General features: G+C 74.6%; 19 protein-coding genes and 1 tRNA gene. 7 read left to right on the top strand and 13 right to left on the bottom strand.

Annotated features, from left to right (window positions below; translation table 11 throughout):
• Positions 1-22: 22 nt before the first annotated feature.
• From ACZ4V6_RS27920 to ACZ4V6_RS27930, 3 genes are all read right to left on the bottom strand, one after another.
• The gene (locus ACZ4V6_RS27920; protein ID WP_467832745.1) at positions 23-796 is read right to left on the bottom strand and encodes a sulfite exporter TauE/SafE family protein; all 774 of its coding nucleotides are present in this window, start codon (positions 794-796) and stop codon (positions 23-25) included.
• A 65-nt stretch (positions 797-861) separates the two neighbouring features.
• Entirely contained in the window at positions 862-2,370 is a 1,509-nt protein-coding gene (locus tag ACZ4V6_RS27925) for a long-chain-fatty-acid--CoA ligase (RefSeq protein ID WP_467832748.1), read from the bottom strand.
• A 63-nt stretch (positions 2,371-2,433) separates the two neighbouring features.
• A complete protein-coding gene (locus ACZ4V6_RS27930) occupies positions 2,434-3,621 on the bottom strand; it encodes a thiolase family protein (protein WP_467832753.1) in 1,188 nt (395 codons plus the stop codon).
• Between the two features lie 181 nt (positions 3,622-3,802).
• Between ACZ4V6_RS27930 and ACZ4V6_RS27935 the strand changes: the two genes are divergently transcribed.
• The 7 genes from ACZ4V6_RS27935 to ACZ4V6_RS27965 all read left to right on the top strand — a co-directional run bounded on the left by ACZ4V6_RS27935 (position 3,803) and on the right by ACZ4V6_RS27965 (position 10,178).
• Positions 3,803-4,612: an alpha/beta hydrolase gene (locus ACZ4V6_RS27935; RefSeq protein WP_467832757.1), complete on the top strand. Its 810-nt coding sequence runs from the start codon at positions 3,803-3,805 to the stop codon at positions 4,610-4,612.
• Positions 4,613-4,813: 201 nt separating this feature from the next.
• Positions 4,814-5,146: a DUF3140 domain-containing protein gene (locus ACZ4V6_RS27940; protein ID WP_467832761.1), complete on the top strand. Its 333-nt coding sequence runs from the start codon at positions 4,814-4,816 to the stop codon at positions 5,144-5,146.
• The gene (locus tag ACZ4V6_RS27945; protein WP_467832765.1) at positions 5,146-5,796 is read left to right on the top strand and encodes an HhH-GDP family DNA glycosylase; all 651 of its coding nucleotides are present in this window, start codon (positions 5,146-5,148) and stop codon (positions 5,794-5,796) included. The genes ACZ4V6_RS27940 and ACZ4V6_RS27945 overlap by 1 nt, the downstream gene beginning before the upstream one ends.
• Positions 5,797-5,971: 175 nt before the next feature.
• Positions 5,972-6,832, top strand: coding sequence for a hypothetical protein (locus tag ACZ4V6_RS27950; RefSeq protein ID WP_467832766.1), 861 nt, complete (start codon positions 5,972-5,974; stop codon positions 6,830-6,832).
• A gap of 187 nt (positions 6,833-7,019) precedes the next feature.
• On the top strand, positions 7,020-8,423 hold the full coding sequence (locus tag ACZ4V6_RS27955; RefSeq protein WP_467832769.1) for a type I glutamate--ammonia ligase: 1,404 nt from the start codon (positions 7,020-7,022) through the stop codon (positions 8,421-8,423).
• 1 nt (position 8,424) lies between these two features.
• On the top strand, positions 8,425-9,570 hold the full coding sequence (locus tag ACZ4V6_RS27960; RefSeq protein WP_467832771.1) for an amidohydrolase family protein: 1,146 nt from the start codon (positions 8,425-8,427) through the stop codon (positions 9,568-9,570).
• A gap of 80 nt (positions 9,571-9,650) precedes the next feature.
• On the top strand, positions 9,651-10,178 hold the full coding sequence (locus ACZ4V6_RS27965; RefSeq protein ID WP_171990877.1) for an NUDIX hydrolase family protein: 528 nt from the start codon (positions 9,651-9,653) through the stop codon (positions 10,176-10,178).
• 118 nt (positions 10,179-10,296) lie between these two features.
• Here ACZ4V6_RS27965 and ACZ4V6_RS27970 read toward each other — a convergent pair.
• The 10 genes from ACZ4V6_RS27970 to ACZ4V6_RS28015 form a co-directional block, all read right to left on the bottom strand.
• A tRNA-Pro gene (locus ACZ4V6_RS27970) sits at positions 10,297-10,370 on the bottom strand.
• A 108-nt stretch (positions 10,371-10,478) separates the two neighbouring features.
• Entirely contained in the window at positions 10,479-11,810 is a 1,332-nt protein-coding gene (locus tag ACZ4V6_RS27975) for an MFS transporter (RefSeq protein ID WP_467832773.1), read from the bottom strand.
• Positions 11,811-11,986: 176 nt separating this feature from the next.
• The gene (locus ACZ4V6_RS27980; RefSeq protein WP_467832775.1) at positions 11,987-12,346 is read right to left on the bottom strand and encodes an MmcQ/YjbR family DNA-binding protein; all 360 of its coding nucleotides are present in this window, start codon (positions 12,344-12,346) and stop codon (positions 11,987-11,989) included.
• A gap of 272 nt (positions 12,347-12,618) precedes the next feature.
• Entirely contained in the window at positions 12,619-13,521 is a 903-nt protein-coding gene (locus tag ACZ4V6_RS27985; protein ID WP_467832778.1) for a LysR family transcriptional regulator, read from the bottom strand.
• A 40-nt stretch (positions 13,522-13,561) separates the two neighbouring features.
• Positions 13,562-14,755, bottom strand: coding sequence for a glycine C-acetyltransferase (locus tag ACZ4V6_RS27990; RefSeq protein ID WP_467832781.1), 1,194 nt, complete (start codon positions 14,753-14,755; stop codon positions 13,562-13,564).
• 40 nt (positions 14,756-14,795) lie between these two features.
• Positions 14,796-15,824, bottom strand: a complete 1,029-nt coding sequence (gene tdh, locus ACZ4V6_RS27995) for an L-threonine 3-dehydrogenase (RefSeq protein ID WP_467832784.1) — start codon at positions 15,822-15,824, stop codon at positions 14,796-14,798.
• A 185-nt stretch (positions 15,825-16,009) separates the two neighbouring features.
• The gene (locus ACZ4V6_RS28000; protein WP_467832786.1) at positions 16,010-16,585 is read right to left on the bottom strand and encodes a GAF domain-containing protein; all 576 of its coding nucleotides are present in this window, start codon (positions 16,583-16,585) and stop codon (positions 16,010-16,012) included.
• Complete coding sequence (locus ACZ4V6_RS28005; RefSeq protein ID WP_467832789.1) at positions 16,582-17,214, bottom strand: GTP-binding protein; 633 nt, start codon at positions 17,212-17,214, stop codon at positions 16,582-16,584. The genes ACZ4V6_RS28000 and ACZ4V6_RS28005 overlap by 4 nt, the downstream gene beginning before the upstream one ends.
• A complete protein-coding gene (locus ACZ4V6_RS28010; protein ID WP_467832793.1) occupies positions 17,192-17,566 on the bottom strand; it encodes a DUF742 domain-containing protein in 375 nt (124 codons plus the stop codon). The genes ACZ4V6_RS28005 and ACZ4V6_RS28010 overlap by 23 nt, the downstream gene beginning before the upstream one ends.
• A gap of 2 nt (positions 17,567-17,568) precedes the next feature.
• Positions 17,569-18,003, bottom strand: a complete 435-nt coding sequence (locus ACZ4V6_RS28015; protein WP_467832796.1) for a roadblock/LC7 domain-containing protein — start codon at positions 18,001-18,003, stop codon at positions 17,569-17,571.
• Between the last annotated feature and the right edge of the window lie 358 nt (positions 18,004-18,361).

The following is an 18,361-nucleotide window of genomic DNA, read 5'->3' on the forward strand; positions in this document are numbered from 1 at the left end:
GTCTCCCGACCGCCGGCGCCGCCTAACGCAGGAGCAGTTGCAGGCCGCCCACCACCGTGGCCGCGATGACCAGTTGCTCGAAGAGCCGCTGGTCGATCCTGTTCACGGCCCACTTGCCGAGCAGCGCGCCGGGCACCACGAACACCACGAGCGCGGCGTCGAGGAGCAGCGAGCGGCCGTCGATCAGGCCGAGGCCGGCACTGAAGGGCAGCTTGGAGACGTTGACGATCAGGAAGAAGAACGCCGAGGTGCCGAGGAAGCCGAGCTTGCGGAAGCCCGCGGAGAGCAGGTACATCGACATCACCGGGCCGCCCGCGTTGGCGACCATGGTGGTGAAGCCGCCGAGGACGCCGTAGGAGCGTGCCTTGGCCCGGCCGGGCCGGGAGGTGACCTCGTCCGGCCGCCCGTCCGCGTCGGCCTGCCGCCGGCGCCACACCGTCACGCCGGCCATGAACAGCAGGATCACGCCGATCGACGTCCGTACGATCGCGTCGTCGGCCCACACCAGGAACACGGTGCCCACCACCACGCCGGCCCCCACCGCCGGGAACAGCCGCCACAGTGTGGGCCAGTGCGCGTGACGCCGGTAGGTGAGGACGGCCAGGACGTCACCGGCGATCAGGACGGGCAGCAGGACGCCGGTGGAGGCGCGGGCCGGCAGGACCGCCGCGAAGATCGCGAGGCTGACCGTGTTGGCCCCGCTCACGGCGGTCTTGGAGAAGCCGACGAGCAGGGCCGCGAAGGCGAGGGCGGCGAATCCCGGGCCGGTGAGGTGCCAGAGCGTCATGGTGTCCATCCGGGCACCGATGCTATGCGCCCCCGGCCGGCGTCCGTAAGGACCGTCTCGTCAGACGATCACTGTCACCCGGCGTAGCGCGCCCGCAGTTCCCGCTTCAGCACCTTCATGCTCGGGCCCAGCGGCAGCGCGTCCGTGAACTCCACCCGGCGCGGGTACTTGTACCTGCCGAGGTGCTGCTTGGACCACTCGGTGATCTCGGTGCCGTCCGGCGCCGCGCCCGGCGCGGGGACGACCACGGCGCACACCTCCTCGCCGTGCAGTTCGTCCGGCAGGCCGATGACGGCGACCTGGGCGATGCCGGGGTGGCGCATCAGGACCTCCTCGACCTCGCGCGGATAGACGTTGTAGCCGCCCCGGATGACGACGTCCTTCTTCCGGTCGACGATCCGCAGGAAGCCCTCGTCGTCCTTGGTGCCGAGGTCCCCGGTGCGGAACCAGCCGTCGACGAGCGCCTCGGCGGTGGCCTCGGGGCGGCCGAGGTAGCCGGAGAAGACGTTGTGGCCGCGCACGACGACCTCGCCGAGCTCGCCGGGCGGCAGCAGTTCGACGCGGTCCTCGGTCTCCGCGCGGGCGATCTCCACGTCCACGCCCCACAGCGGGTGGCCGATGGTGCCCGGCTTCGCGCCGAACACCGGCTGGTTGACGGCGGCCGCGGGCGAGGTCTCGGACAGCCCGTACCCCTCGTAGATCCTGGCGCCGAAGGCCGCCTCGAAGCGCTCCAGCACGGCGACGGGCAGCGAGGCGCCGCCGGAGACGCACACCCGCAGACCGGGCAGCGCGCCGGCCTCGGCCGCCGCGGCGGCGAGGGCGACGAACATGGTGGGCACGCCGTGGAAGGTGTTGACCTTCTCCTTCACCATCAGCTCGATCGCGCGCGCCGCGTCGAAGCGGGGCAGCAGCACGAGGGTGGCCCCGGCCCGCCAGGTGGAGTTGAGGGAGACGGTCTGGCCGAAGGCGTGGAACAGCGGCAGCGCGCCGAGCGCGATGTCGTCGGGACGGATGTCGTTGGCGTCGAAGGCGTTGACGGTCGCGTTCATCACCAGGTTGAAGTGGCTGAGCACGGCGCCCTTGGGCACGCCGGTGGTGCCGCTGGTGTAGAAGACGACGGCCGGGTCGTCGGCGTCACGCGTCACGTACGTCGGCAGCGGTTCGGCGTCCGCGGCGAGCTTGCCGAGCTCGTCGCCCAGGACGACGACCCGCACCCCGGCCTCCCGCGCGGCGGCCGCGCCCGTCTCCGCCTGCGCCGGGTGCACCAGCAGCAGGGTCGCTCCGCTGTCGGTGAGGACGTGCCCCACCTCCGCCGGGGACAGCAGCAGGTGGACCGGGACCACGACGGCGCCGGCCGCGGCGATCGCGTAGTACGCCTGCGGGAAGTCGGCGGTGTTCGGCGCCATCAGGGCGACCCGGTCCCCCGGCCGTACGCCCAGGTCCACCAGGGCCCCCGCCTGGGCGCGGGCCCGCTGCCACACCTCGGCGAAGGTCAGCCGCAGGTCGCCCTCGACCAGCGCCTCCTTGTCGGGGCGACGCCGGGCGTTCTCGGCGAGGATGGCGGCGACGGAGAGGGTTGCCATGGGGTGTTGCTCCGTTTCCTTGCTGCGGCTCTGCAGTGGGGTCGGGTGGGTGGCGGCGGACGGCTAGGGCCGTTCGACCAGCACCGCGCTGCCCTGCCCCACGCCGACGCACATGGTGGCCAGCCCGCGGGCGGCGCCGGTGCGCCGCATGCGGTGGAGCAGGGTGGTGAGGATGCGGGCGCCGGAGCAGCCGAGCGGGTGGCCCAGCGCGATGGCGCCGCCGGTGGGGTTGACCAGGTCCGGGTCGATGCCGAGCCGGTCGACGCAGGCGAGGGCCTGGGCGGCGAACGCCTCGTTGAACTCGGCCTCCGCGATGTCGTCGATGCTCCAGCCGGCCCGGGCGAGGACCTTGCGGGTGGCGGGGACCGGGCCGATGCCCATGACGTCCGGGTGGACGCCCGCCGAGCCGCCGGCCACGTAGCGGCCGAGGGACTCCAGCCCCAGGTCGTTCAGCGCCTCCTCGCTGACCAGCAGGAGGCCGGCGGCGCCGTCGTTCATCGGGGAGGCGTTGCCCGCGGTGACCGTGCCGCCGGCGCGGAAGACCGGCTTGAGGCGGCCCAGCTTCTCCAGGGAGGTGTCCTCGCGGACGCACTCGTCGGCGTCGACGACCACGCCGTCGGGGCGCTCGACGGGCAGCAGTTCGGCGTCGAAGCGGCCGTTCTTGCGGGCCTCGGCGGCCAGGCGGTGGCTGCGCAGGGCGAACTCGTCCTGCCGTTCGCGCGACACGTCGTACCGCGCGGCGACCTCCTCCGCCGTCTCGCCCATGGCCAGCAGGCCGTGCAGGTCCTTCATCGCCGGGTTGACCAGGCGCCAGCCGAGGCGGGTGTCGGCGGTCTCGATGCGGTGCGGCAGGGCCTCGTCGGGGCGGGGCAGGACGAAGGGGGCACGGCTCATCGACTCCGAGCCGCCCGCGAGCACGACGTCGGCCTCGCCCGCGGCGATGGTGCGGGCGGCGGCGGTGACGGCTTCGAGGCCGGAGGCGCACAGCCGGTTCACCGTGGCGCCGGGCACGGTCTCGGGCAGGCCCGCGAGCAGGACGGCCATCCGGGCGACGTTGCGGTTGTCCTCGCCGGCCTGGTTGGCGGCGCCCCAGTACACGTCGTCGACGCGGGCGGGGTCGAGCGCGGGCACGTCGGCGACCAGGCCGCGGATCACGGTGGCGGCGAGGTCGTCGGGCCGTACGGCGGACAGGGCGCCGCGCAGCTTGCCGATCGGGGTGCGGCGGGCGGCCGCGAAGTGGACGGGACGCACGGGGTGACTCCTGACCGTCGTCGCTCGGCCGCCGGGCGGTGTGCCGCCGGCCGGCCTCCGCGAGCCTTCTTCCTTCATTCCCGCAGTCGAAATTAGCACTGCTAGTTTTGGACTATAGACCTCCGCCCGCCTCCCTGGGAAGATCCTCCGGGTGACCTGCACCGAGGCAGCTGGAGGAGACATGGCCGAGGCCCGCGAGCACGTCCTGTCCGGAACCCGGGGACGGATCGCCGTCCGCGAGTGGTCCGCCGGGCGGCCCCGGTACGCGGTGCTGCTGATCCACGGCTACGGGGAGCACTCCGGTCGCTACGAGGAGGTGACCGGCGTCCTGACGTCGCACGGCGCGGCCGTCTACGGCCCCGACCACATGGGGCACGGCGCGTCGGACGGCGAGCGGGTGCTGATCGAGGACTTCGAGGACGTGGTCACCGACGTGCACGCCGTGGCGGAACTGGCCCGGGCCGCCCGTCCCGGCCTGCCCCTCGTCGTGATCGGCCACTCCATGGGCGGCCTGATCGCCTCCCGCTACGCGCAGCGCCGCCCCGGGGGGCAGGCCGCGCTGGTGCTGTCCGGCCCGGTCATCGGCGACTGGGAGCTGCCGCGCCGCCTGCTCGCCCTGGACGAGATCCCCGACACCCCGATCAGTCCGTCCTCGCTCTCCCGGGACCCGTCGGTCGGCGCGGCGTACGCGGCGGACCCGCTGGTGTGGCACGGCCCGATGAAGCGGCCGACGCTGGAGGCCTTCGTCCGGACGCTGGAGACCGTCGCGAAGGGCGGCGACGTCGGCCGGCTCCCGCTGCTGTGGGTGCACGGCGACGACGACCGGCTGGTGCCGCTGCCCGGCAGCCGCGTCGGCGTCGAGCGGCTCGGCGGCGGCGACCTCACCGAGCGGATCTACCCGGGCGCCCGGCACGAGGTCTTCAACGAGACGAACCGGGCGGAGGTGTTCGCGGACGTCACGCGCTTCCTGGACGGCGTGCTCGCCCGCTGAGCGGCCGGGGCGTTTGCCCCGGTGCCCCGAGGGCACCCGCGCCCCCGTGGTCGCGCCGCGCCGCCCGCGTGGACGGGCCCCGGATCCGTCCTTCCCGGTGAGCGGCCGGTGCCCGGCGGCGGGGAACGGCACGAGCGCCCTGCGACCGCCGCCCCGCACCGGGCGCATCCGCACGATGGAACACGACGAAAGAGGGGCACCATGGCCGACGCCCTCGAGCTCGACGCGCTGTGGGAGGACTTCCACCGCGTGGTGAACATGACCTCCGCCGAACTCGCGGACTGGCTCCGGGTACGGGACTCCGGCGAGCTGACCGAACCCCTGCCGGACGACGCCGGCCCGCCGCTCGGCCGGCACGTCCTGGCGATCCTGCAGAAACGGCGCACGGACCTGACGGAGGACGACCTCCGCGCCATGCGCGAGGTCGTGGACACCGTGACCTCGCAGGCGGACCTGGAGAACGAGCCCCGGGCCGACGACACCCGGCTCAGGCACCGGCTGATGACGATCGGCCACGACCCCCTGAAGCCGTAGTGGCGGACCACGACGAGCGCGTCGTCCGGGAACTCCTCGCCGCACACGGACGGACGTACGCCGAGGAGGCCGGCGTCCGGCTGGAGGACACCCCGCAGCCGCTGTACCGGCTGCTCGTCCTCGCCCACCTGCTCAGCGCCCGCATCCGCGCCCCGGTCGCGGTGGCGACCGCCCGGGCCCTCCACGACGCCGGACTCGGCGACCCGCGCCGCATGGCCGGCGCCGGGTGGCAGGAGCGGGTCGACGCGCTGGGCCGGGGCGGCTACCGGCGCTACGACGAGCGCACCGCCACGCAGCTCGGCGAGGGGGCCGAGCTGCTGATCGGCCGGTGGGGCGGGGACCTGCGCCGGCTCCGGAGGGAGGCGGACGGCGACGTGTCCGAACTGCGCCGCCTGCTCCAGGAGTTCCCCGGCGTGGGACCGGTCGGCGCGGACATCTTCCTGCGCGAGGTCCAGCGGGTCTGGCCGGAGGCAGGGCCCCGTCTCGATCGCAAGGCGCTGCAAGGAGCGCGGCGCCTCGGCCTGCCCGAGGACGCCGGCCGGCTGCTCGAGCTCGCCGGCGGGACGGAACCGGCCGTCCTGGCCGCCGCCCTGGTGCGCGCGGCCGTGGACGGGGAAACGGTGCGGGACTGCCTGGACCGCGCCGGCTGACCGCGCGCGGCCCCGACGACCGGCCGGCGCACCGTACTTCGACGGCGCCCCGGCGCGGACCGGCCCCGTCACCGGTGGCCGCGCCGTCACCCGGACGGCCCCGTGCGGCTGGTGACCCCACCGCCGCGGTGATGCCCTGGGAACACCGTGCCACGTCGTCCAGGAGGCAACCGCGATGAGCCGTCGCCCGTCCCACCCCGTCCGTCTCCTCGCCTCCGCGCTCGCGGCGGGCGCGCTGCTGACCACGGCGGCCTGCTCGGACGACGGCGGCGCGTCGGGCGCCGCCCCGGACACCGCCGAGGAGGCCGCCGGGTCCGCGTCACCCGCCGCCGAACGGGACGCGGTGCGGCAGGCGCCCACCGGTTCCCCCACCGCCTCCCCCTCGGCTCTCACCGAGTCCGGCGCGAAGGCCGCGCTGATCACGGAGGCGGACGTGGAGGACGACTGGAACCAGGTGCAGGACGCGGACAAGTGGCACGACAGCATGCTCGTCGGCAAGGTCGACGTGTCCGACTTCCTCTCCGCGAAGGCCGACGCCGCGGAGTGCCAGCAACTGCTCGACCGGCTCTACTCCGGCGACCTGCTGGGCAAGCCGTCCGGGGCGTCGGCGCTCACCGGTTTCGAGCAGGGCGACTCCCGTCTGCTGGAGCAGGTCGCCGCCTACGACCGCACCCAGCTGGACACCTCCCTGAAGTGGATGAACTCGCTGCCGCAGACCTGCGACCAGTTCACCGCGACCGACGACTCCGGCGACAAGCGGACGGTGCAGGTGACCGAGGCCTCCGTGCCGAAGGTGGGCGACGCCCGCGCGGGCCTGCACGTGACGGTGCAGGGCAGCGCCGACGGCGACCCCGCGACCCTCACCCTGGACGTCGCCGCCGTGCGCGTCGGCATCAACGCGGTCGCGGTCACCGGCGGCGGCCTGAGCGGCGGCGAGACCGACTCCGTGCAGCAGGCCACGCAGCAGGGCACCGAACGGCTGAAGGCCGTCCTGGCGGGCAAGACCCCCTCCCCGCAGCCCGGCGACCTCGACTGACCGCGTCGCGCGGCACCCGCCCCGCGCCCGGGAGCGCGGGGCGGGTGCCGCGCGCCCTCACCGAATCCCGGGACACCGTGATCGACCGGGCGGCACAATGGTCCGGGACGGGCCGCGCACGCGCGAAGCCCGGTGGGCACCGCATCCCGTCCCGTCAGGGAGGACGTATGACCACGCTCGAGGACGTATGACCACGCTCGCCGATCCCGTCCCCGGCGGCCGTCCCGGTGACGTCGAGCGGGCCGCCTCGCTGAGCGGTGAGCTGTCCCGGCAGGGTGTCCACGGCGTCGTCCTGGCGTACGTCGACACCGCCGGGATCGGCCGGGTGAAGACCGTGCCCGCCGCGAAGCTCGCCTCGGCCGCGGCCTGGGGCGTCGGGATGTCACCGGTGTTCGACACCTTCCTCGCGAACGACGCGATCGTCTCCACGGACGTCCTCGGCTCCCCGGACGGCGACCTGCGCCTCTACCCCGACCTCGACCGGCTGACCGTCCTCGCGGCGCAGCCCGGCTGGGCGTGGGCGCCGGTGGACCGGATCACGCAGGAGGGCGAGCCGCACCCGGCGTGCGGGCGGACCGTCCTGCGCCGGACGGTGACGGAGGCCGCGGAGCGGCACGGGGTCTCGTTCAGGGCCGCCGTCGAGATCGAGTGGGTCCTCGGCCGGGGCGACGCGCCCGACGACGCCTTCGTGCCCGCGGTGTCGGGGCCGGCGTACGGGGCGACCCGGCAGGTGGAGCTGAGCGACTGCGCCGCCGACCTGCTGGCCGCCCTGGCGGCGCAGGACGTGGACGTGGAACAGCTCCATCCCGAGTACGCGGCGGGGCAGTTCGAGGTCTCGGTGGGCGCGCTCGACCCGGTGGCGGCGGCCGACCGCAGCGTCCTGGTGCGCCAGACGATCCGCGCGGTGGCCCGACGGCACGGGATGCGGGTCTCCTTCTCCCCCGCGGTGTCGGCGCGGGGCGTCGGCAACGGCGGTCACCTCCACCTCTCGGCCTGGCGGGACGGGAGGAACCTGCACGCGGGCGGTACGGGCAGGTACGGCATGACGGCCGAGGCCGAGTCCCTGGCCGCCGGGGTGCTCGCCCACCTCCCCGGGCTCACCGCGGTGACCGCGCCGAGCCCGGCCAGCCGTCTGCGGCTCAGGCCGTCCCAGTGGGCCGGGGTGTTCACGGCCTGGGGCCGGGAGACCCGTGAGGCCGCCCTGCGCGTGATCACCGGCACGGCCGGAGTGCGCGACCAGGCGGCGAACCTGGAACTCAAGCCGGTCGACCTGGCCGCCAACCCGTATCTCGCGCTCGCCTGTGCGATCGCCGCCGGACTGGACGGCATGGCCTCGTCCGCGTCCCTGCCCGAGGAGATCACCGGCGACCCGGCACGGTTCGACGCGGCCGAGGCGGCGGCCCGGGGCGTGCGCCGGCTGCCGCTCTCGCTCGCGGAGTCGGTCGAGGCGTTCGACGCGGACGACGTGCTCCGAAGCGCGCTGGGGCCGGTCCTGGCCGACGCGGTGACCGCGGTGCGGCGGGGCGAGATCGCGGCGACCGACGGGCTGGACGACGACCAGGTGGCCGCGGCCTACCGCTGGGTGTACTGACATGGCCGCGGGCCCCGTCCACGAGACCCTCGCCGCCCTGGACCTGGTCGATCACCACTGCCACGGCGCCGTCACCGACGGCCTGGACCGGGCGGGCTTCGAGTCCCTCCTCACCGAGGGCGAGGCGTGGCCCGGTGTCTCCCCCTTCGACAGCCCCGTCGGTCTCGCCGTCCGCCGGCACTGCGCGCCCCTGCTGGACCTGCCGCGCCACGCGCCGCCGGACGCGTATCTGGCCCGGCGGTCCGAGCTGGGCGCCGCCGAGGTGAACCGGCGGTTCCTGCGCGCCGCGGGCACGGGCGTGTTCTGCGTGGACACCGGGTACGCCCCGCACCGCGCGACCGGCCCGGGCGACCTGGCCCGGGCGGCGGACGCGGTGGCGTACGAGGTCGTCCGGCTGGAGGGCGTCGCGGAGGCGGTGGCGGCCCGGGGGGTGGAGCCGGACGCGTACGCGGAGGCGTTCCGCACGGCCGCGTGGGAGGCGGTACGGCGGCCGGGCGTGGTGGGCGTGAAGTCGGTGGCCGCCTACCGCACCGGCTTCGACCTCGACCCGGCCCGCCCGTCGGCCGAGGAGGTCGCGCGGGCCGCCCGGTCCTGGCTCGCGCGCGGCGGCCGGCTCGACGACCCGGTGCTCGTACGGCATCTGCTGTGGACCGCCGTCGACCTCGGGCGGCCGCTGCAGCTGCACACCGGGTTCGGTGACAGCGACATCCGCATGCACCGCGTCGACCCCGCCCACCTGACCGACTGGCTGCACCTGACCGCCGGGACCGTCCCGGTCCTGCTGCTGCACTGCTGGCCCTACCAGCGGCAGGCGGCCTACCTGTCGGCGGTCTTCGAACGGGTGTACCTCGACGTCGGTCTCACCCTGCACCACGTCGGCCCCGCCCGGGCGGGGGCGGTGCTGGCGGAGGCGCTGGAGATCACGCCCTTCCGCAAGCTGCTGTACAGCTCCGACGCCTATGGCGTGGCCGAGTTCCACCACCTCGGGGCGCTGTCCTTCCGCCAGGGACTCGCCGGGCTGCTCCAGGAGCGGGTGGACGCCGACGAGATCGCCCTGCCGGACGCGCTGCGCATCGCGCGGTGGACGGGCCGCGACAACGCGCGCCGGGTGTACGGGCTGCCCGGCGACGCCCCGGACGACGGCTGAGCGACGTGGGGACGGTCACAGTCCCGGAGCGGCGCCCAGGAACCACGAGACGCTGAAAGTATGATCAAGCGATGTCTGACATGACCGAAACCACGCCGGGCTGGCTGACGACCGACGAACTGGAGATGGCGCGCGCACGCATGCCCATCCTATACGTCGAGGCGGTGCCCGTGCGCGTCGACGACAGCGGCGAAGTCACCAGCGTGGGCCTGCTGCTGCGCATCGGGCCGGACGGCACGGTCAGCCGGACCCTGGTCTCCGGCCGGGTGCTGCACCACGAGCGGGTCCGCGACGCCCTGCTGCGCCACCTGGAGAAGGACCTCGGCCCGGTGGCGCTGCCCCGGGTGCCGTCCTCGCTCCAGCCCTTCACGGTGGCCGAGTACTTCCCCACGCACGGCGTCACGCCGTACCACGACCCCCGGCAGCACGCGGTCTCCCTCGCCTACGTCGTACCGGTGACCGGCGACTGCCGGCCCCGGCAGGACGCGCTGGACCTGGTCTGGTTCAGCCCGCAGGAGGCCCTGTCCGAGGCGGTGCAGAGCGAGATGCCGGGCGGGCACGGGGTCCTGCTGAAGCAGGCGCTGGCGCACGTGGGCTGCGTGATCTGAGGGTCCGGGGCGTCGCGCCCACGACGGCCGGCGCCCGGTTCGCCCACCCCACGGCCGCAAAGGTCAGGGCCGGTTTCGGATGGTTCCGAAACCGGCCCTGACCTGCGACTCGTACGAGTCGGGACGACAGGATTTGAACCTGCGACCCCTTGACCCCCAGTCAAGTGCGCTACCAAGCTGCGCCACGTCCCGTTGCCCGTGTGACCTGGGGTTTCCCCCGGCCGAACGTGCAGGAAAACCATACCGCACTCGGGCCGGTGGTCGCGCACCGCTTTCGGGGGCGGGCGGCTGCTGCGCAGGTCAGCCCTGCTCCGCGCGGGCCCGTCCGCGCATCGCCGCCCGGCCCGGACCGGCCGCGCTCGCGTCGACGCGCACCAGACCGCGTACCGCCGGTATCACGAGCAGGGCGGCGCAGACCACGAAGCTCGTCGCGCCGGCGACGAGCAGGACGTGACCGGCGCCCAGGACCGAGGCGGCGGGGCCCGCGAGGGCCTGGCCGACGGGCATCATGGCGAGGGAGCCCGCGACGTCGTAGGCGTGGATGCGGTTGAGGACGTCGGGCGGGACCTGGGTCTGCACGCTGGTCGCCCACATGACGCCCCAGAAGGACATCCCGGCCCCGGCGACGGCGGCTCCGGCGGCCATCGCCGGTACGCCGAGACCGGCGCCGACGCTCGCCGGGAAGGCGGCGAACCCGAGGAGGGCGATCGCGCCCGCGCGGAGCATGCGGCGCGGACGCAGCCGCAGCGCGAGGAGCCCGCCGACGACCGTGCCGGCGCCCAGGGCCGAGTTGACCAGGCCGTAGGCGCGGGGACCGTGCTGCTGCACGACCTCCGTCGCGACCAGGGGCACGGTCGGGCCCCAGACGGCGATCATGTAGACGCCCCAGACGGCGATGACGCCCCACAGCCAGGTGCGGGACCGGAACTCGCGCCATCCCTCGACGAGGTCGGCGCGGAAGGCCTCGGCGGCGCGGCCCGCGGGGCGCTCCCCCGCGCGGTCCCGGGGCGGGAGCGGGGGCAGGCGGAGCAGCAGCAGGCACAGGGCGCTGACCGCGTAGGTGGCGGCGTGGGCGGCGAAGACCCCGCCGGGCGAGGCGAAGCCGACCAGCAGTCCGGCCGCGGCGGGGCCGGCGAGCTGGGCCGCGGACTCGGCGACGCGTACGGCGCCGTTGGCGCCCTGGATGTCGGAGGCGAGCCGGGGCACGGTGCTGGCGACGCCGGGCTGGAACACGGCGCCCGCGACGCCGTTGACGAAGCCGATCGCGCAGATCTCCCAGAGGACCACGTGGCCGGAGAAGAAGAGCGCGGCGGTCAGGGCCTGGGTGACCAGGCGCACCAGGTCGGCGCCGATCATGAGCTTGCGGGTGCTGAACCGGTCGGCGAGGACCCCGCCGAAGACGACCAGTCCGGCGAAGGCGGCGGCCGTCGCGGCCATGGCGAGACCGACGGCGCCCGCACCGTACCCGTGCTGGAGCAGGCCGGCGGCGAGGGCGACGGGCAGCATGGTGTCGCCGAGCCGGGCGACGGCCCGGGCGACGAAGAACAGGGCGAAGTCCCGTGACCAGACGGGTCGTGCCGTCCTCCGCTGGGCCGGCCCTTCGTGCGTGGGCCCCGACGACGTCCCGGCCATCCCGCGCGCTCCCCTCCCCGGCCGGTCCCGCCGGCCCCTGTGCTCCCCGCCGGGCCTGAGCGGTCCCCCGTCCGCTGGTCCCCGCCGCGCTCCCGGCAGCCGGAGCCCCCCGGCCCCCGGCTGCCACACCTGTCCCCGGATCATGCCACGGGGCGCTGACGGCGTCCGAGGGGTTTTCAGCCTCCGGCCGGGACTCCCAGCCGGGGGTGCGCCTCCAGCAGCCGGGAGGGGGCGGCCTGGCGCCAGGAGTCGGCGAGGACGTCGCGCAGCTCGCCCTCGCCGTCGAGGGCGGCCAGGCGCACCCGCACCCACGCGAACTGGGCCTCGTGACCGGCGATCCAGAACTTCTCCGGCTCGGCCAGCACCAGTTCGGCGCGCTCCTCCTTGGGGCAGCGCACCGCCATGGAGGTCTCGTCCTCGGGCAGCGTGGCGAACATCTTGCCCGCGACCCGGAACGTGGGCATGCTCCAGGCGATCTTCTCCGTGGTGTCCGGCAGGGACAGGGCGATACGGCGTACGTCTTCGGCGTCCGGCATGACAGGCACCGTAGCCGTCGCCACTGACAACCGGCGAAGACGCCCCCGGCCGCGGGGCGCCGGCCCGCCTGAAGCAGAGGGGGGCCGGCCGCGGCACCCCGTCCGGGCCCGCCGACGCGGTCGGGGATCGTCCCGGCCCGCGTCCACCCGGCGGATCGGCTGGGGGTGTTCGGCGGGGCTGACGGTCGCGGTGGCCGGGCGGAGCGGGGTGATGCCGGTCCAAACGACGGGTGACCGGTCCCGTCCGCCCGGCGCCTCGGCGCACGGCGCCCCTACCGTTCGGCGACCGCCTCGAGCGCGTCCAGCACCGGGCGGATCAGCGGATGTCCCTCGGCCCCCCGGCGTACGGCCGCGAAGACCCGGCGGGTGGGGGCGACGCCGTCGACGGGGCGGACCACCACGCCGGCCAGGTCCATGCCGAGCAGCGCCGAGCGCGGGACGAGCGCCACGCCCGCGTCGGCGGCGGCGAGGGACACCACCGCGCGGAAGTCGTCCGAGGAGTGCTCGAGGCGGGGCTGGAAACCGGCGGCCTCGCAGGCCAGGACGACCACGTCGTGGCAGGGGTTGCCGGGGTAGGGGCCGATCCACGGGTCCTTGGCCAGTTCCGCGAGCGGCACCTCCGCGGTGTCGGCCAGCCGGTGCGTGACCGGGACGACCGCGTCGAACGGCTCCGCGTACAGCGGGACGTGGGTCAGGCGCGGGTCGTCGGCGGGCGGCGCCCCCCGGTACTCGACGGCGACCGCCACGTCGACCTGCCGGTCCAGGACCATCGGCAGGCTGGCGTCGCCCTCCGCGTCCTGGACGCGGATGCGGATGCCGGGCGCCGACTCCGCGAGGCGGGCCAGCGCCGGCGCGACGACGAGGGTGATGCCGGTCGCGAAGGAGGCGACCGTGACCGTGCCGGCCTCGCCCGAGCCGTACGCGGCGAGCTCGGCCTCGGCCCGCTCCAGCTGGGCCAGGACGGCGTTGGTGTGGCTGAGCAGGATCTCGCCGGCCGGGGTCAGCCGTACGCCCTTGGCGCCGCGCTCGACCAGGCGGTGCCCGGTCTCCTGCTCCAGGGCGGTCAGCTGCTGGGAGACCGCCGACGGGGTGAGGTAGAGCGCGGCGGCAGCCGCCGTCACGGTGCGGTGGTCCGCCACCGCACGGAGGATGTGCAGCCGCCGCGCTTCGATCACGGGACCGATTCTCTCACCCGTGCCCGCAGGTCAGGCCCCCTCAGGCGGCCAGCTCCGCGCGCGCGGCCACGAAGGCGTCCACCGCGCGGTTCACGTCCTCGGTGGAGTGGGCGGCGGACAGCTGCACGCGTATGCGGGCCTGGCCCTGGGGGACGACCGGGTAGGAGAAACCGATCACGTACACCCCGCGCTCCAGCAGCAGCTCGGCCATCCGGCCCGCCCTGGCCGCGTCGCCGATCATCACCGGGGCGATGGCGTGGTCGCCGGGGAGGATGTCGAAGCCCTCCTCGGTCATCCGGCGGCGGAACAGGGCCGTGTTCTCGGCGAGACGGACGCGCAGGTCGTCGGCCGACTCCAGCAGGTCGAGCACCTTGAGGGAGGCGGCGGCGATCACCGGGGCCAGGGTGTTGGAGAAGAGGTACGGGCGGGAGCGCTGGCGCAGCAGGGCGACGATCTCGGCGCGGGCGGCGACGTAGCCGCCGGAGGCGCCGCCGAGGGCCTTGCCCAGGGTGCCGGTGATGATGTCGACCCGGTCCATGACGCCGTGCAGTTCCGGGGTGCCGCGGCCGCCGGGGCCGACGAAGCCGACGGCGTGCGAGTCGTCGACCATCACCATGGCGCCGTAGCGGTCGGCGAGGTCGCAGATCTCGGCGAGCGGGGCGACGTAGCCGTCCATGGAGAAGACGCCGTCGGTGACGATCAGCTTGCGGCGGGCGTCGCCGGCGGCCTTGAGCTGGGTCTCCAGGTCGGCCATGTCGCGGTTGGCGTAGCGCAGGCGCCGGGCCTTGGACAGGCGGATGCCGTCGATGATCGAGGCGTGGTTGAGGGCGTCGGAGATCACCGCGTCCTCGGGGCCGAGGAGGGTCTCGAAGACGCCGCCGTTGGCGTCGAAGCAGGAGGAGTAGAGGATCGTGTCCTCCTGGCCGAGGAACGCGGAGAGCCGGGCCTCCAGTTCCTTGTGGACCTCCTGGGTGCCGCAGATGAAGCGCACGGAGGCCATGCCGTAGCCCCAGCGGTCCAGCGCCTCGTGGGCGGCGGCGACGACCTCGGGGTGGTCGGCGAGGCCGAGGTAGTTGTTGGCGCAGAAGTTGAGGACCTCGCCGGGGCGGCCGCCGGCGGTGACGTTCACGGTCGCGGACTGGGGGGTGCCGATGACGCGCTCGGGCTTGTGCAGGCCGGCGGCGCGGATCTCGTCGAGGGTGGCGCGCAGGTCGTCGCGCACGGAGTCGAACATCTCAGAAGCTCCTAGGAAAGCAGGGGACTTGCGCGGTGACTCACGCGGTCCAGTCGAGGATGACCTTGCCGCCCTTGCCGCTCGCGGCGTCGGCGAAGGCCGCCTCGAAGTCGCGGTGGCCGTAGCGGCCGGTGATCACGGGCGCGAGGTCGAGGCCGCCTTCGAGCAGCACCGACATGGCGTACCAGGTCTCGAACATCTCGCGGCCGTAGATGCCCTTGACCGTGATCATCGAGGTGACGATCCGGGCCCAGTCGACCGGGAACTCCTCGGAGGGCAGGCCGAGCATCGCGATGCGGCCGCCGTGCGTCATGTTGGCGATCATGTCGCGCATCGCCTCGGGGCGGCCGGACATCTCCAGGCCGATGTCGAAGCCCTCGCGCAGGCCCAGTTCGCGCTGGCCGTCGGCGATGGTGGCCTTCGCGACGTTCAGGGCGAGGCTGACGCCGACCTTGCGGGCCAGGTCCAGGCGCTCGTCGCTCACGTCGGTGATCACGACGTTGCGGGCGCCCGCGTGCCGGGCCACGGCGGCGGCCATCAGGCCGATCGGTCCGGCGCCGGTGATGAGGACGTCCTCGCCGACCAGCGGGAAGGACAGGGCGGTGTGCACGGCGTTGCCGAACGGGTCGAAGATCGCGGCGACGTCGAGGTCGACGGGGACGCGGTGCACCCAGACGTTGGTGGCGGGCAGGGCGACGTACTCGGCGAACGCCCCGTCCCGGCCGACGCCGAGCCCGACTGTGGCGCGGCACAGGTGGCGCCGTCCGGCCAGGCAGTTGCGGCACTTGCCGCACACGAGGTGCCCCTCGCCGCTGACCCGGTCGCCGGCCTTGATGTCGGTGACGTCCCGCCCGGTCTCGACGACCTCGCCGACGAACTCGTGGCCGACGACGAGCGGGGTGCGGATGGCCTGCTGCGCCCAGCCGTCCCAGGCCCGGATGTGCAGGTCGGTGCCGCAGATGCCGGTGCGCAGCACCTTGATGAGCACGTCACCGGGTCCGATGACGGGCTCGGGGACGTCCGCGAGCCGGAGCCCGGGCTCCGCCTTCTCCTTGACCAGCGCCTTCAACGCAACGGCTCCTGACGGGTGTGGTCCCGGCGGTGGGCATGCCGAAGCGGCCCGCGTCCGGGGAGGGGAGTGGATCGCACAGCAATCTGCCGTACGGCACCGCCCCGGGTCCATCGAGCGTTTCTTAAGCCCGGCCGCAGCTTTCCTTCACGCCCCGCGCACCGGCCGTGCCGTCCCTGGGCCGCTCACGGCGGCAGCCCGTCCTCGGCGCTGCGCTCGATGCGCCGTACGAGGTCCGCGGCCGACGACTTGACGGTCTCCAGGCCCGTCCTCCCCCAGGTCCGGGGTCGCACGTCGGCGGCGGACACCGTGCCCAGCACCGTCCCCGTGCTGTCGATGAGGGGCGCGCCGAGGTAGGCGAGGATGCCGAACCCGTCGACGACCGCGTTGCCCGCGAAGCGCGGGTAGTCGCGCACGTCCTCCAGGACCAGTGCTCTGCGCCGGACCACCACGTGGGGGCAGAAGCCGTGGTCGCGGGGGTGGACGCGGCCGAACTCGGGGAGGGTGCCGTCCGCGCGCCGCACCGGCGGGATCCCGGGCGTCCGCAGACCCGCGAAGAACTGCCCGCCCTCGACCAGGAAGTTGACCATCGCGTACGGCGCCTCGACGAGCCCCGCGAGATGGGCCGCGAAGGCGTCGAGGGCCGGATCCGGGCGTTCCGCCAGACCGAGCCGGCGCAGCCGCCGCACCCGGGCGGGAGCCTCCCGGTCCTCGGGGGTGAGCAGCAGACGTCCGGCCGGGCGCGGCGGGTCGTACCTCATGGGCGGGCTCCGGCACCGGACCCCGTCGTGGGGGCCGGTGTGTGGGCGATGAGGTGGCGCACGAGGGTGAGCAGCGTCTGCACGCCAGAGCTGGAGATCCGGGCGTCGCAGCGCACGACGGGGATCTCGGGGTGCAGGTCCATGGCCGCGCGCACCTCCTCGGGGTCGTAGCGGTGGGCGCCGTCGAACTCGTTGACCGCGACGATGAAGCCGAGGCCGCGTTCCTCGAAGAAGTCGACGGCGGCGAAGGACTCCTCCAGGCGCCGGGTGTCGGCGATGACCACCGCCCCGAGCGCGCCCTCGCACAGCTCGTCCCACATGAACCAGAACCGTTCCTGGCCGGGGGTCCCGAACAGGTACAGCACGTGCTGCGGGTCGAGGGTGATGCGGCCGAAGTCCATGGCCACGGTCGTCTCGAGCTTGTTCTCGATGCCGTCGAGGCTGTCGGTCGCGGCACTGACGGTGGTGAGCAGTTCCTCCGTGCTCAGCGGCGCGATCTCGCTGACCGCGCCGACGAAGGTCGTCTTGCCGACCCCGAACCCGCCCGCCACGAGGATCTTCAGCGCGGTGGGGAACGGGTCGGTGCCGTCGTGGCCGTGGCCGTGGTCAGAGCTGTCGTCGTAGTCCATCGAGCACTGCCTCCAGAAGGGCCCGGTCCGTGGGGTCGTGGTGGAACGCGGCGGGGGGTTTGGTGGTCAGCGCGCCGCAGTCGACGAGGTCCGACAGCAGCACCTTGGTGACCGCGACCGGCAGCCTCAGGCGGGCGGCGAGCTCGGCGACCGGGAGGGGCGCCCGGCACAGGTCGAGTGCCTGCGCGTGCTCGGGTCCGAGGTAGCCGAGGGGGGTCGCCCCGGTGGCCATCACCTGGGACACCAGGTCGAGCGCGACGGTGGGCCGGGTACGGCCGTTGCTGACGGTGAAGGGGCGCACCAGCCGTCCGGCGGCATCGTCGAGCCAGGGCCCGTCGCCGGCCGCGGCCACCCTCAAGGCCTCATCGCCGTGGGTTCGACGGCGGGCTGCCGGGGTGCGGTGACCAGGTAGGGGCGGACGCTCTTGACCAGCATCGCCATCTCGTAGCCGAGCACGGCCGCGTCGGCCTCGCGGCCGGCCAGCACGGCGAGGCAGGTGCCGGAGCCGGCGGTGGTGACGAAGAGCAGGGTCGAGTCGAGTTCGACGACGACCTGTCGTACGTCTCCGCCATCGCCGAACCGGACGCCGGCGCTGCGGCCGAGGGAGTAGAGGCCGGAGGCCAGGGCCGCCATGTGGTCGGCGCTGTCCACGTCGAGGCCGTGGACGGACTTCACCAGTCCGTCGCAGGACAGGAGCACGGCACTGGTCGTGTGCGGCACGCGCTGCACGAGGCCGCTCATCAGCCAGTCGAGGTCGGACACGTGGCCGGTCGGCGCGTCGCTCGCCATGGTGGATCGACTCCTTGGGGTACGAAGGTCTGCGGGAGCGCTGGTCGTGGGGGTGGGCGGGGGTGCTGTCATCCGGCCGGGCCGCTCCCGTCGTGCGGGGCGGTGCGGCCGGCTCGGGGCGCGGGCAGGCGGTGCGCTTCGGGGTACGCGGTGCGGGCCGGCTCCCTGTGGGGCGCGTCCGGGGGGACCGGCGCGGTGGGGTGCGGTTCCGTGTGCGTCGGCTCCACGGGTGCGCGGCCCGTGTGCGGCGGGGCCGTGTGGGCCGGCTCCACGGGTGCGCGGCCCGTGTGCGGCGGGGCCGTGTGGGCCGGCTCCACGGGTGCGCGGCCCGTGTGCGGCGGGGCCGTGTGGGCCGGCT

The sequence above is a fragment of the Streptomyces sp. NPDC029152 genome (assembly GCF_055564355.1).